Annotated in this window: 11 protein-coding genes and 1 other RNA gene; 7 read left to right on the plus strand and 5 right to left on the minus strand. The window is 72.5% G+C overall.

Features of this window, described 5'->3' with window-relative positions; translation table 11 throughout:
- The first annotated feature begins 218 nt into the window (after window positions 1-218).
- The 3 genes from M3185_RS02140 (at window position 219) to M3185_RS17490 (ending at window position 5,047) form a co-directional block, all read left to right on the plus strand.
- Window positions 219-4,091: a multifunctional oxoglutarate decarboxylase/oxoglutarate dehydrogenase thiamine pyrophosphate-binding subunit/dihydrolipoyllysine-residue succinyltransferase subunit gene (locus M3185_RS02140; protein WP_251332019.1), complete on the plus strand. Its 3,873-nt coding sequence runs from the start codon at window positions 219-221 to the stop codon at window positions 4,089-4,091.
- A 124-nt stretch (window positions 4,092-4,215) separates the two neighbouring features.
- The gene (locus tag M3185_RS02145; RefSeq protein ID WP_251332020.1) at window positions 4,216-4,815 is read left to right on the plus strand and encodes a GDSL-type esterase/lipase family protein; all 600 of its coding nucleotides are present in this window, start codon (window positions 4,216-4,218) and stop codon (window positions 4,813-4,815) included.
- Between the two features lie 157 nt (window positions 4,816-4,972).
- On the plus strand, window positions 4,973-5,047 hold the full coding sequence (locus M3185_RS17490) for a 50S ribosomal protein bL37 (protein WP_095343185.1): 75 nt from the start codon (window positions 4,973-4,975) through the stop codon (window positions 5,045-5,047).
- 111 nt (window positions 5,048-5,158) lie between these two features.
- On the opposite strand, the gene rsrA is transcribed toward M3185_RS17490, so the two are convergent.
- A complete protein-coding gene (rsrA, locus tag M3185_RS02150; RefSeq protein WP_251332021.1) occupies window positions 5,159-5,425 on the minus strand; it encodes a mycothiol system anti-sigma-R factor in 267 nt (88 codons plus the stop codon).
- Window positions 5,426-5,427: 2 nt separating this feature from the next.
- Window positions 5,428-6,111, minus strand: a complete 684-nt coding sequence (locus M3185_RS02155) for a sigma-70 family RNA polymerase sigma factor (protein WP_251332022.1) — start codon at window positions 6,109-6,111, stop codon at window positions 5,428-5,430.
- Between the two features lie 313 nt (window positions 6,112-6,424).
- Here M3185_RS02155 and M3185_RS02160 point away from each other — a divergent pair, with 313 nt between their 5' ends.
- The 4 genes from M3185_RS02160 (at window position 6,425) to hisN (ending at window position 10,341) form a co-directional block, all read left to right on the plus strand.
- Complete coding sequence (locus M3185_RS02160; protein WP_251332023.1) at window positions 6,425-6,964, plus strand: DoxX family membrane protein; 540 nt, start codon at window positions 6,425-6,427, stop codon at window positions 6,962-6,964.
- Between the two features lie 17 nt (window positions 6,965-6,981).
- Complete coding sequence (gene aroA / locus M3185_RS02165) at window positions 6,982-8,358, plus strand: 3-phosphoshikimate 1-carboxyvinyltransferase (RefSeq protein ID WP_251332024.1); 1,377 nt, start codon at window positions 6,982-6,984, stop codon at window positions 8,356-8,358.
- Window positions 8,348-9,457 carry a ribosome small subunit-dependent GTPase A gene (gene rsgA, locus M3185_RS02170; RefSeq protein ID WP_251332025.1) on the plus strand — a complete coding sequence of 370 codons (1,110 nt, stop codon included), beginning with the start codon at window positions 8,348-8,350 and terminating at the stop codon, window positions 9,455-9,457. The genes aroA and rsgA overlap by 11 nt, the downstream gene beginning before the upstream one ends.
- An 86-nt stretch (window positions 9,458-9,543) precedes the next feature.
- Window positions 9,544-10,341 (plus strand): histidinol-phosphatase, encoded by a 798-nt coding sequence (gene hisN, locus M3185_RS02175; RefSeq protein ID WP_251332026.1) that lies wholly within the window; start codon window positions 9,544-9,546, stop codon window positions 10,339-10,341.
- Window positions 10,342-10,435: 94 nt separating this feature from the next.
- Here hisN and M3185_RS17040 read toward each other — a convergent pair whose 3' ends face one another.
- The 3 genes from M3185_RS17040 to smpB form a co-directional block, all read right to left on the minus strand.
- The gene (locus tag M3185_RS17040; RefSeq protein WP_285859318.1) at window positions 10,436-11,257 is read right to left on the minus strand and encodes a DUF4190 domain-containing protein; all 822 of its coding nucleotides are present in this window, start codon (window positions 11,255-11,257) and stop codon (window positions 10,436-10,438) included.
- A 189-nt stretch (window positions 11,258-11,446) separates the two neighbouring features.
- Window positions 11,447-11,815, minus strand: a transfer-messenger RNA (tmRNA) gene (ssrA, locus tag M3185_RS02185).
- Window positions 11,816-11,904: 89 nt separating this feature from the next.
- Window positions 11,905-12,381, minus strand: a complete 477-nt coding sequence (smpB, locus tag M3185_RS02190) for an SsrA-binding protein SmpB (protein WP_251332027.1) — start codon at window positions 12,379-12,381, stop codon at window positions 11,905-11,907.
- Between the last annotated feature and the right edge of the window lie 49 nt (window positions 12,382-12,430).

The raw sequence follows: 12,430 nt of genomic DNA on the forward strand, positions 1-12,430 counted from the left end.
GACTAGCCATGCCGCGGCGCGGATCACTAGACTCGGGCGGAGGTACGGCCGCGCCCGGTCGGCGACCGTCCGGCACGTCCGGAGGACGACGTCGGCAGCCGTCGCGGGAGACGGCCGGGACGTTCACCGGCGGCGGGTCCGGATGCTGCTGGGACCGACACTGTGGGGACCGGGCAGAAGGCCCCCACGCGATCAACCATGGAAGAGGCGTATTCCCCGTGCCAAATCAGCCACAGCACCTAATCCCTGAAGAATTCGCAGGTAACGAGTGGCTCGTCGACGAACTGTTCGAAAAGTACCAGGCGGACAGGAACTCGGTGGACGAGAAGTGGTGGCCCATCTTCGAGGCGATGAGCGCGGAGGACGGTGCGGGGCCGGAGCAGGCCTCCGCCCCGCAGGCCGCGCCGAAGGCCTCCACCCCCCGGGCCGCAGCCCCCCAGGCCCCCGCCGCGACGCCGGCCGCAGCCCCCCAGACCGCGGCACCGAAGGCGGCTGCACCCCAGCCGTCCTCCGCTCCCCGGGCCACCGCCCCGCAGGCCGCGCCCACGACGCCGGCGGCCGCTCCGGCCCCCACGAAGTCCGGCGCCAAGGCCGAGAACCGGCCGGAGACCGACCACGGGGAGACCTCGGCGAAGAAGCCGATCCCCGCCCAGCCGTCCCGTCCGCGCGCCGCCGCCGCCGCGGCGCCCAAGGCGCCCGCCGAGGACACCGTCGTGAAGCTGCGCGGTCCCGCGAAGGCCGTGGCCGCGAACATGGACGCGTCCCTCACGGTGCCCACCGCGACCACCGTGCGCGCCGTGCCGGCGAAGCTGCTGATCGACAACCGCATCGTCATCAACAGCCACCTCTCCCGCAACCGCGGCGGCAAGGTCTCCTTCACGCACCTGATCGGCTACGCCGTGATCAAGGCGCTCGCGAACTTCCCGTCCCAGAACGTCGTCTACGACGAGCAGGACGGCAAGCCGGTCGCCATCCACCCCGCGCACGTGAACTTCGGGCTCGCGATCGACATCCCGAACAAGGACGGCTCCCGCAACCTCGTGGTGCCGAACATCAAGGGCGCCGAGACCATGAGCTTCCAGCAGTTCTGGACGGCGTACGAGGACATCGTCCGCCGGGCGCGCACCAACGAGCTGACCATGGAGGACTACCAGGGCACCACCGTGTCCCTGACCAACCCGGGCGGGATCGGCACGGTCCACTCCGTGCCGCGCCTGTCCAAGGGCCAGGCCTGCATCGTCGGCGTGGGCGCCCTCGACTACCCGGCCGAGTACAAGGGCTCCTCCCCCAAGACCATCGCCCGCCACGCGGTGTCGAAGATCATCACCCTGACCTCGACCTACGACCACCGGGTCATCCAGGGCGCGGGCTCGGGCGAGTTCCTGCGCCTGATCGAGTCGTACCTGCTGGGCGAGGACAACTTCTACGACGAGATCTTCGAGGCCCTGCGGATCCCCTACGAGCCCGTGCGCTGGGCCGTGGACAACCAGGTCAACCCGGAGATCCAGGTCAACAAGGTCGCCCGGATCCAGCAGCTCATCCACGCCTACCGGGTCCGCGGCCACCTCATGGCTGACACGAACCCGCTCGAGTACGTGATGCGCAAGCACCCGGACCTCGACATCCGCACCTACGGGCTCTCGCTGTGGGACCTCGAGCGCGAGTGGCCCACCGGCGGCTTCGGCGGCGCCCCCGTGCTGAGCCTGCGCACCATCCTGGGCCGGCTGCGCGACGCCTACTGCCGCACCCTCGGCGTGGAGTACATGCACCTGCAGGAGCCGGAGGAGCGCGAGTGGTTCCAGGACCAGCTCGAGCACGGCTACCAGAAGCCCTCCCGCGAGGAGCAGTTCCGGATCCTGGGCCGGCTCAACGCCGCCGAGGCGTTCGAGACGTTCCTGCAGACCAAGTACGTGGGCCAGAAGCGCTTCTCCCTCGAGGGCGGCGAGTCCCTGATCCCGCTGCTCGACGAGATCATCTCCGACGCCGCCGACGCCGGGCTCGCCGGCGTGGGCATCGCCATGGCCCACCGCGGCCGGCTCAACGTGCTCACCAACATCGCCGGCAAGTCCTACGCCCAGGTCTTCCGCGAGTTCGAGGGCAGCCAGGACCCGCGCACCACCGAGGGCTCCGGCGACGTGAAGTACCACCTCGGCACCGAGGGCACCTTCACCTCCGACAACGGCAACGAGACCCAGGTCTACCTCGCGGCCAACCCCTCCCACCTGGAGGCGGCCGACCCGGTGATCGAGGGCATCGCCCGCGCCAAGACCGACGTCCTGGGCGCCGGTCCCGAGGGCGACGGCACCTTCCCGGTGCTGCCGATCCAGGTCCACGGCGACGCCGCGTTCGCCGGCCAGGGCGTCGTGGCCGAGGTGCTCCAGATGTCGCAGCTGCCCGGTTACGCCGTGGGCGGCACCATCCACGTCGTCGTCAACAACCAGGTGGGCTTCACCACCGCGCCGGCGGCGGCGCGCTCCTCGACCTACGCGACCGACGTCGCGCGGGCCGTCCAGGCGCCCGTCTTCCACGTCAACGCCGACGACCCCGAGGCCGTCACGCACGTGGGCCAGATGGCGTTCGCCTACCGCCAGGCCTTCCACAAGGACGTCGTCGTCGACCTCGTGTGCTACCGCCGGCGCGGGCACAACGAGGGCGACGACCCCTCGATGACGCAGCCGCTGATGTACAACCTCATCGAGCAGAAGCGCTCGACCCGCAAGATCTACACCGAGAACCTCGTGGGCCGCGGCGACATCACGCAGGACGAGGCGGACCGGGCGCTGAAGGACTACCAGGAGCGCCTGGAGCGGGTCTTCGCGGAGACGCACGAGGCCCAGACGTCCTCCATCCCGCTGGTCACCGGGGACTCGGCCGCGATCTCGAACATCGAGCGCCCCTCGGCCCAGCAGGCCGACTCCGGGGTGTCGATCCCGCGGTCCACGGCGATCTCCGCGGACGCCGCCCACCGCATCGGCCGGGCGCACGTGGAGGTCCCCGAGGGCTTCACGGTGCACAAGAAGCTGCAGAAGCTGCTGGAGCGCCGCGAGGCGATGACCCGCGAGGGCGGCGTGGACTGGGGCATGGGCGAGCTCATGGCCTTCGGCTCCCTGCTGATGGAGGGCATCCCGGTGCGCATGTCCGGACAGGACGTGCGGCGCGGGACCTTCACGCAGCGCCACGCCGTGTTCTTCGACGCCGGCACCGGCGCCGAGTGGACCCCGCTGAACCACCTCGCCGGCGACCAGGCGCGGCTGGCGATCTACAACTCGCTGCTGTCCGAGTACGGGGTGCTGGGCTTCGAGTACGGCTACTCCGTGGAGCGCCCCGACGCCCTGACGGTGTGGGAGGCGCAGTTCGGCGACTTCGTCAACGGCGCGCAGACGATCGTCGACGAGTTCATCTCCTCGGCGGAGCAGAAGTGGGGCCAGCGCTCCTCGCTGGTCATGTTGCTGCCGCACGGCTTCGAGGGCCAGGGCCCGGACCACTCCTCGGCCCGGATCGAGCGCTTCCTCACGCTGTGCGCCGAGAAGAACATGGTCGTGGCGAACCCCTCGACCCCGGCCAACCACTTCCACCTGCTGCGCCGGCAGGCCTACAGCCGCCCCCGCAAGCCGCTGATCGTGGCCACGCCCAAGCAGCTGCTGCGCCTGAAGGCGGCCGCCTCCCCGATCGAGGAGTTCACGAGCGGCACGTTCCGCCCCGTGATCGCCGACGAGGCCGGGCTGGACCGGTCCGAGGTCACCGACGTGGTGCTGGTCTCCGGCCGGCTCTACTACGACCTCGCGGCCATGCGGGAGCAGAAGAAGGACCGCACCACCGCGATCGTGCGCGTCGAGCAGCTGTACCCGCTGCCGCTCGCGGAGATCCGGGAGGAGCTCTCCAAGTACCCGCAGGCCCGGATCGTCTGGGCCCAGGACGAGCCCGCCAACCAGGGGGCCTGGCCGTTCATGGCCGTGAACCTGGTGCCGCAGCTCGACCGGCCCGTGCGCCTGGCCTCCCGCCCGGCGTCGGCCTCCCCGGCCAACGGCTCGGCCAAGCGGCACACCGCGGAGCTGGAGACCCTCGTGCAGAGCGCGTTCTCGCGGGCCTGAGCCCGTCCCCGGGCGGCGGGGGCCCGTGCCCCCGCCGCCCGCCCTCCCCCATCGAGTCCGGCGCCGGTCCGGGCCCACGGGCCGGCGCCGCTCGTGTCCCGATCCCCCGAGCAGAAAGAACGACGTGGAGCAACGAAGGATCAGAATTGTCGCAGTCGGTGACGAGCTGCTGGCCGGCGAGGGCGACCCCCGGGCCCTCGGCTGGTTCGGGCGCGTCATGGCCCGGACCCCGCACCACGTGGTCCCCGTCTCCGCCTACAACCTCTCCGCCCCCGGGGAGGGCAGCGAGTCCCTCAACGAGCGGTGGTTCGAGGAGGCGGCCCGCCGCTTCGCGTCCGGCCACGACAACCGCCTGGTCATCGCGCCGTCCACCCTGGACATCGACCTGAGCATCACGAGCGCGCGCTCCCGGCTCAACATGGCCAACATCATCGACACCGCCTCGCAGCACAACGTGCGGGTGCTCGTCGTCGGGCCCCCGCCGACCCTGGACGCGGAGCGCAACCGTCGCATCGCGGACCTCTCCGCCGCGTACGCGGACGTCACGACCCGGCGCAACCACGTCTACGTGGACACGTTCAACCCCCTGCAGCACCACGAGCAGTGGCGCAAGGACCTCGCGGCCAACCACGGCCGGCCCGGCCAGGCCGGCTACGGGCTCATGGCGTGGCTCGTGCTGCACCGCGGGTGGTACGGCTGGCTGGACCTGCCCGAGCCCCAGTGACCGGCGGCCGCGGCCGGCCGCCCCGGCCGTCGGCGCGGCCACGGCCGGGCGTGTGAGACAATGGCAGGCAGTGCCTCGTCCGGCCGCCGCTGACGCGGGAACGGGCGCCGACACCCACGATCCGCCGCGGACAGGCCGCGGAAGACAGGAGGCTCGTATGAGCAAGCGCGGACGCAAGCGCAAGGACCGCCGCAAGGGCGGCGCCAACCACGGCAAGCGCCCCAACGCCTGAGGTCCCCCGAGGACCCGGCACCGCCGTGACGAAGGGCCCCGGACCGCTCAGCGGTCCGGGGCCCTTCCGTCTCCGGCGGGTGGTGCCCCGCGGCGCCGCGGGGCGGGCGGCTCAGGCGGCCGGCGGGTCGTGGCGCTCGTCGTGGAGGCGGGCGAGGATGGAGATCCGCAGGTCCGCGGGCGCGGTCTCCGCGCAGGAGCGGCGGACCACCGAGCGGATCACGCACTCCAGGTCGTACTCGCGGGCGCACTCCCGGCACTCGAGGAGGTGCCCGTGGATCTCGTCGAGGTCCTGGGCGGGGAGCACCCCGTCGAGGTACTCGTAGATCCGGCGGATCCTCTCGTCCGTGCAGCCTCCGAGGCTCTCGCAGTCGGCCATGTCTACTTGTCCTTTTCCTTCTTCTTGGCCCCGGCCTTCTTGTCCCCGGTGGCCTTCGAGGTGTCGAAGCCGCGCTCCGCGGCGTAGTCGGCGAGCTTCTCGCGCAGCAGCTTGCGCCCGCGGTGCAGGCGGGACATCACCGTGCCGATCGGGGTGTCCATGATCTCGGAGATCTCCTTGTAGGCGAAGCCCTCCACGTCGGAGAAGTACACCGCCAGCCGGAACTCCTCCGGCAGCTCCTGGAGCGCGCGCTTGACGTCGGTGTCCGGGAGGTGGTCGAGGGCCTCGACCTCGGCGGAGCGCAGCCCGGAGGAGGTGTGGGACTCGGCGCGGTGCAGCTGCCAGTCCTCCACGGTGTCCGTGTTCGCCTGCTGCGGCTCCCGCTGGCGCTTGCGGTAGAGGTTGATGTAGGTGTTCGTCAGGATCCGGTACAGCCACGCCTTGAGGTTGGTCCCCGGCTTGTACTGGTGGAACGCGGAGAACGCCTTCGTGTAGGCCTCCTGCACGAGGTCCTCGGCGTCGGCCGGGTTGCGGGCCATGCGCAGGGCCGCGGCGTAGAGCTGGTCCACGTACTCCATGGCATCCCGCTCGAAGCGTGCCTTCCGGTCCTCGGTGGTCTCGGTGTCGACGTCGACGGGCGGCTCGGTCCGCGCGGGGACGGCCTCCTGCTGGTTCTGCTCGTTCATCACCGACCAGTCTACGGTGACCGTTCCCGTGCCCCGGGCGGGGGCGCGGACGTGCACGGCGGTGGAAATGGTGCCTCCTCTCCCCCGGGGGTCCGGGCGCACTCCGGTCGGTGCTCCCCTGGCACAACGGGGGACACGGGCCCGCGTATTCCCCGCGCACCCGCGGCCCCGGCTGGCCCGCCGCAGCCGACCCGTGGCTAGGATGGGACGAGCGGCGCGGTCCGCCGCGCCCGTCCCGTCCGATCCCATCCGGCCCCGTCCGGCCCCGTCCGGCACGGCCCCGCGGTCTGGCCGGCCGCAGAGGAGGAACCCCATGAGCATCGTCCGTCGCATCGCCCGCCCGCTGCTGGCCACCGGCTACGTCGCCAACGGTGTCGAGAGCTTCCGCAGCTCGTCGTCCGCCGCCCAGCACCTCGCCCCCGCGATCTCCGCCGCCACGAAGGCCTTCCCGCAGGTCGGGCCCGCGCTGCAGAACCACGCCGTGGTGGCCCAGGGCCTGGCCGCGGCGCAGGTCGGCGCGGCCGTGCTCTTCGGGCTGGGCAAGCTGCCCCGCCTCTCGGCCGGGGTGCTCGTCACCACGACCGCGCTCAACGCCTACGCCGACTACCGCGCCGCCGAGGCGAGCACCGCGGAGCAGAAGGCCGCGCGGCGCAGCACCGCCTTCAAGAACTCCTCCCTCGTGGGCGCCGTCATGCTCGCCGCCGTGGACACCGAGGGCAATCCCTCGTTGCTGTGGCGCGCCGAGCACCTCGCGGGCGACGTGCGCAAGAGCGCCTCCCGGCTGGGCCGGGACACCCAGAAGCAGGTCGCCAAGGCCGAGAAGACGATCCAGCACTCCGTCAAGCACGGCTAGGCGGCGGACCGACCACCGTGAACCCGTCGGAGGCCTCCGTGCCCACCACCCGTCCCGACGCGGCGGAGCCGGCCCAGCAGCACGAGCTGTGGCCGGCTCCGTTCGTCCGTCCCCGTCCCGTCGTCGCCTTGCTGACGGTGCCGGGCTCCAAGTCGCTCACCAACAGGTACCTGCTGCTCGCCGCCCTCGCGGACGGCCCGTGCCGGCTGCGCTCGCCCCTGCACTCCCGGGACTCCCGGCTCATGGTCGAGGCCCTGCGCGCCCTCGGGGCGCAGGTCGAGGAGGTGCCCGGCGCCGGGGACTTCGGCCCCGACCTCGTGGTGACCCCCGCGCCGTGGGACGCCACCGAGCCCGTCACCGTCGAGTGCGGCCTCGCCGGCACCGTGATGCGCTTCGTCCCGCCCGTCGCGGCGCTGGCGCGCCGGCCCGTCACCTTCGACGGCGACCCCGCCGCCCGCGTGCGTCCCATGGGCCCCGTGGTCGAGGCCCTGCGGGGGCTCGGCGTGCGCGTCGAGGACGACGGGCGGGGCCGGTTGCCGTTCACGGTCCACGGCACCGGCGGGGTGCGCGGCGGGGAGCTCGCGATCGACGCGACTGGCTCCAGCCAGTTCGTCTCCGCCCTGCTGCTCGCGGGCGCCCGCTTCGAGGAGGGCCTGGTGCTGCGCCACCGCGGCGCGCACGGCCGCGGCGTGCCCTCCATGCCCCACGTGCAGATGACCGTGGAGGTGCTCCGGGAGCTGGGGGTCGCCGTGGACGACTCGGTGCCGGACGAGTGGCGGGTCTCCCCCGGCCCGGTCCGGGCCTTCGACGTCGAGATCGAGCAGGACCTCTCCAACGCCGGGCCCTTCCTCGCGGCGGCGGTCGTCACGGGCGGGCGGGTCTCGGTGCCCCGCTGGCCGGAGCGCACGACCCAGGGCGGGGACCACTGGAAGCACATCCTGCCGGCCTTCGGGGCGCAGGTGGAGCTCGCGGACGGGACGTTCACCGTAACCGGGCCCGAGGTCGTCACCGGCGTGGACCTGGACCTCTCCGAGGCCGGGGAGCTCGCCCCCACGGTCGCGGCGATCTGCGCCGTGGCCACGACCCCGTCCCGGCTGCGCGGCATCGCGCACCTGCGCGGTCACGAGACCGACCGGCTCGCCGCCCTGGTGGCGGAGATCAACCGGCTCGGCGGGGACGCGGAGGAGACCGAGGACGGGCTCCTCGTGCGCCCGGCGACCCTGCACCGCGGCACGTGGTACAGCTACGAGGATCACCGGATGGCCACGGCCGGCGCGGTGGTCGGTCTCGTGGTGCGCGACGTGCTCGTCGAGGACATCGCGACGACCGCCAAGACGCTGCCGGAGTTCCCGCAGCTGTGGGCCGAGCTCGTGGGGACGGGCCGTGGCGCGTAGGGACTCCACGCGCCGGGACTGGGACGAGTCGGACGTCCGCGTCCGGGCGCACAAGTCCGGCTCCCGGCCCCGCACCAAGGACCGCCCCGCCCACGAGGACGCCGTCACGGGGCGGATCGTCACCGTGGACCGCGGCCGCTACACCGCCGTGCTGGACGAGGACACCCCCCGGGAGCGGCTCGTCGTGGCCGTGCGGGCCAAGGAGCTGCGCCGCCAGCCCGTGGTCGCCGGGGACCTCGTGGGCCTCGTCGGGGACGTCAGCGGCGGCCCGGACGCCCTCGCGCGGCTCGTGCGGATCGAGGAGCGCTCGACCGTGCTGCGCCGCAGCGCCGACGACGACGACCCCGTGGAGCGGGTCGTCGTGGCCAACGCCGACCAGCTTGTGGTGGTCGTGGCCGCCGCCAACCCGGAGCCCCGCACGGGTTTCATCGACCGTTCCCTCGTGGCCGCCTACGACGCCGGGATCGAGCCGCTGCTGTGCATCACCAAGGCGGACCTGCGGGACCCCGCCGAGCTCGTCTCCCACTACACCGCGCTGGAGCTGCCCGTGCTCGTCTCCGGGCCGGCGCCGGGGGCCGCGCCCGCGGGAGACGGCGGCACCCTCCCCCTCGACCCGGGGCTCGTGGAGGCGCTGCGGGAGCGCCTCGACGGGCGCGTGTCCGTGCTGCTGGGCCACTCGGGCGTGGGCAAGTCCACGCTCGTCAACGCGCTCACGGGCGCCCACCGGGCCACGGGCGGGGTGAACGCCGTGACGGGACGGGGCCGGCACACGTCGTCGTCCGCCCTGGCGCTGAAGGTCGAGGGCGCCTCCCCGGGCTCGTGGATCATCGACACCCCGGGAATCCGCTCGTTCGGTCTCGCCCACGTGGACCCGGACCGGATCGTCGAGGCCTTCGACGAGCTGGCCGAGGCCATCGCCGAGTGCCCCAAGGGCTGCCGGCACACCGAGGACTCCCCGGGCTGCGCCCTCGACGAGTGGGTGGCCACGGGCCGCGCCGGCTCCGCCGGGGCGTCGCGGCTGGCGTCCCTGCGCCGGCTGCTGGGCGCCCATGCCCGGGCGGGCGAGACCCGCGACGAGAAGGAGCTGGGCGTCCAGTGACCACGGATCGGCCGGACCGGCCGGGGCGGCCGGCCCCGCACCGGCGCCCGCCCGGGGCGGGGAGCGGTTCGGGGTAGGTTGGTCCAATGCGCAGTCCCAGCAACTACACCGACGACCTCCGCCTCGCCCACATCCTGGCCGACGCCGTGGACCGCCTGACCATGCGGCGGTTCAAGGCCCAGGACCTCACGGTGGAGACCAAGCCCGACCTGACTCCCGTGACGGACGCCGACCGGGAGGCCGAGCAGCTCATCCGCGCCCAGCTGGGGCGCACGCGCAACCGGGACGCCGTGATCGGCGAGGAGTACGGGGCCACGGGCAGCGGGGCCCGGCAGTGGGTCGTCGACCCCATCGACGGGACGAAGAACTTCGTGCGCGGGGTGCCCGTGTGGGCCACGCTCATCGCGCTCGTCGACGAGGGCCGCCCCGTGGTCGGCGTGGTCTCGGCACCGGCCCTGGGCCGGCGCTGGTGGGCGGCCTCCGGCACGGGAGCGTACACCGGCAAGTCCCTGGCCAACGCGCAGCGCATCCGCGTCTCCCAGGTGGGGCAGCTCTCCGACGCGTCCCTGTCCTACTCGTCGCTGACCGGGTGGCGCGACCTGGGGGTGCGGGAGCGCTTCCTGGAGCTGACCGATTCGGTCTGGCGCACCCGCGCCTACGGGGACTTCTGGTCCTACTGCCTCCTCGCCGAGGGGGCCGTCGACATCGCGTGCGAGCCCGAGCTGGGTCTGCACGACATGGCGGCCCTCGTGCCCGTCGTGGAGGAGGCCGGCGGGCGGTTCACCTCCCTCGAGGGCGAGCCCGGGCCCTTCGGCGGCAACGCCCTGGCCACGAACGGCCTGCTGCACGACGAGGTGCTGGGCCTGCTGACGCCCGGGGCCTGATGGTCCCCGGTGCGGCACCCGCCCACGAGACAGGCCCTGCGTCCGTCGGACGCAGGGCCTGTCTCGTCGCCGGCCGGAACGGCCCGGCCGCGGGTCACTGCTCGAGGGCGTTGACACCCATCTGCTCGTTGACGCACTGCTCGAGGGCGGCGGGGTCGTTGGCGTACTGGCTGCAGGGGCCGAAGACCTCGCCCATCAGCGACATGAGGGTGAAGAAGAAGAAGATGCTGGCGAGGATGCCCAGGACGCTGAGGACCACGCCGATGATCGGCACCGCCTTGGACGCTCCGGCCGTGCGCCCGATCCGGCGCAGCGCCACGATGCCGAGGACCAGCCCCACGAGGCCGGGGACGAAGCCCAGCCCGAACAGCCAGCACGTCAGCAGCGCGAGGATGCCGAGCACCAGGGCCGCGATGCCCAGGCCGGTGCCCGCGGGCCGCGCGGGGGCACCGTACTGGCCCATGTCGTACTGGCCCGGGTACTGCCCGGGGTAGCCCTGCTGGCCGGGGTACTGGCCCGGGTAGCCCTGCTGGCCGGGGTACTGGCCCGGGTAGCCCTGCTGGCCGGGGTACTGGCCCGGGTAGCCCTGCTGGTTCTGGCCGTACTGGTTCTGGCCGTACTGGCCCGGGTACTGGCCCTGGTCGGCGGGCTGGGGCGGGTAGCCCTGCTGGCCCTGGCCGTAGTGCCCCTGGCCGTGCTGCGGAGCACCGTACTGGCCCTGCGGGTCCTGGCCGTACTGGGGGGCGGGGTACTGGTCGCCGGCCGATCCCTGGCCGTAGCGCGGCGGCTCGTAGGACGGCCCGGACGGGGCGCCCTCGGTTCGCTGGCCGAACTCGGGCTCGTCACGGCCACCGAAGCTCGACGACCCGCCGGCACCCGTGCCGCTCCGGTCTGGCGTGTTGTCGTTGTGGCTCATGGCGTTGCCCTTTCGGTCGTCGACGGTACGCCTCCAGCTTGTCACACCGTGCCCGCCCGGACCGTGCGCATCCACCGGGCGGCCCCGCCCCGTGGCCCCCGGGCAGACGGACGACCCCGCCGGTAGCGGGTGCTACCGGCGGGGTCGTCCGTACGGCACGGACCGGGAGCGGTGATCCCGGTCCGTCAGTGGTGGAGATGGGGGGAATTGAACCCCCGTCCGATGCAGTATTGTCAGGGCTTCTCCGGGTGCAGTCTGCTTTGCGTTTTCTCAGTCCCGGCCCTCGTGCAGACACGTGGCCGACGGACTCAGTCGCGTAGGTGTTCTCCAGACGTCCGCGACGTACGGCTGGAGCAGTGGCCCTCTAGCTGATGCCAGTCCCCGGGGCGAAGGCACACCCGGGCTGACAGACTGCTGTCGCTTAGTTAGGCAGCGAGAGCGAAGTCAGTGCGCTTGGATTCGGCACTTATTGTTTTACAGAGAGCGTTCACGAGATAACTCTGCGTCCTCGACCCGCTTCCCCTGTCTCAACTCACATCGTCGAAACCGATCATCCCCGTATTCATTTTTCAATGAGTTCCCGCCGCAGCGGGATACACCACTGTACCGCACGGTACACCCGGCGGCAAGGGGGCGCGGCGCCCGGCTCAGCCCAGGTTCTTGTACCGCATGGCCCGCTGCGCCTCGCGGTTGTCCTGCTGCTCCCGCAGGGCCTGGCGCTTGTCGTACTCCCGCTTGCCCTTGGCGACGGCGATCTCCACCTTGACCCGCTTGCCGTCCACGAAGTACATGGCCAGGGGCACGATGGTGAAGCCGCTCTCGCGGGTCTTCTGCTCGATCTTGTTCATCTCGTCGCGGTGGAGCAGCAGCTTCCGGCGGCGGCGCGCGGCGTGGTTCGTCCACGAGCCCTGGAGGTACTCGGGGATGTGGACGCCCTCCAGCCACAGCTCGCCGTTGGTGAACTGGCAGAACCCGTCCACCAGGGAGGCCCGGCCCATGCGCAGGGACTTCACCTCGGTGCCCATGAGGGCGAGGCCGGCCTCGTAGGTGTCGAGGATGTGGTAGTCGTGCCGGGCCTTCTTGTTGTTCGCGATGACCTGGCGGCCGGTGTCCTTCTTGGCCATGGTCCACCTCCTTCGGGGCGTTGCGGATGCGGCGGCGTCGTGCCGCGCC

It is taken from the genome of Kocuria rosea (assembly GCF_023715525.1).
Classification (GTDB): Bacteria; Actinomycetota; Actinomycetes; order Actinomycetales; family Micrococcaceae; genus Kocuria; species Kocuria rosea_A.

Bases quoted from the DNA above. Each gene is read 5' to 3' on its own strand.
- rsrA (WP_251332021.1), bottom strand. From the start codon at position 5,425: ATGGCCGACTGCGAGAGCCTCGGAGGCTGCACGGACGAGAGGATCCGC.
- M3185_RS02160 (WP_251332023.1), top strand. From the start codon at position 6,425: ATGAGCATCGTCCGTCGCATCGCCCGCCCGCTGCTGGCCACCGGCTAC.
- hisN (WP_251332026.1), top strand. From the start codon at position 9,544: ATGCGCAGTCCCAGCAACTACACCGACGACCTCCGCCTCGCCCACATC.
- M3185_RS02155 (WP_251332022.1), bottom strand. From the start codon at position 6,111: ATGAACGAGCAGAACCAGCAGGAGGCCGTCCCCGCGCGGACCGAGCCG.
- M3185_RS17040 (WP_285859318.1), bottom strand. From the start codon at position 11,257: ATGAGCCACAACGACAACACGCCAGACCGGAGCGGCACGGGTGCCGGC.
- smpB (WP_251332027.1), bottom strand. From the start codon at position 12,381: ATGGCCAAGAAGGACACCGGCCGCCAGGTCATCGCGAACAACAAGAAG.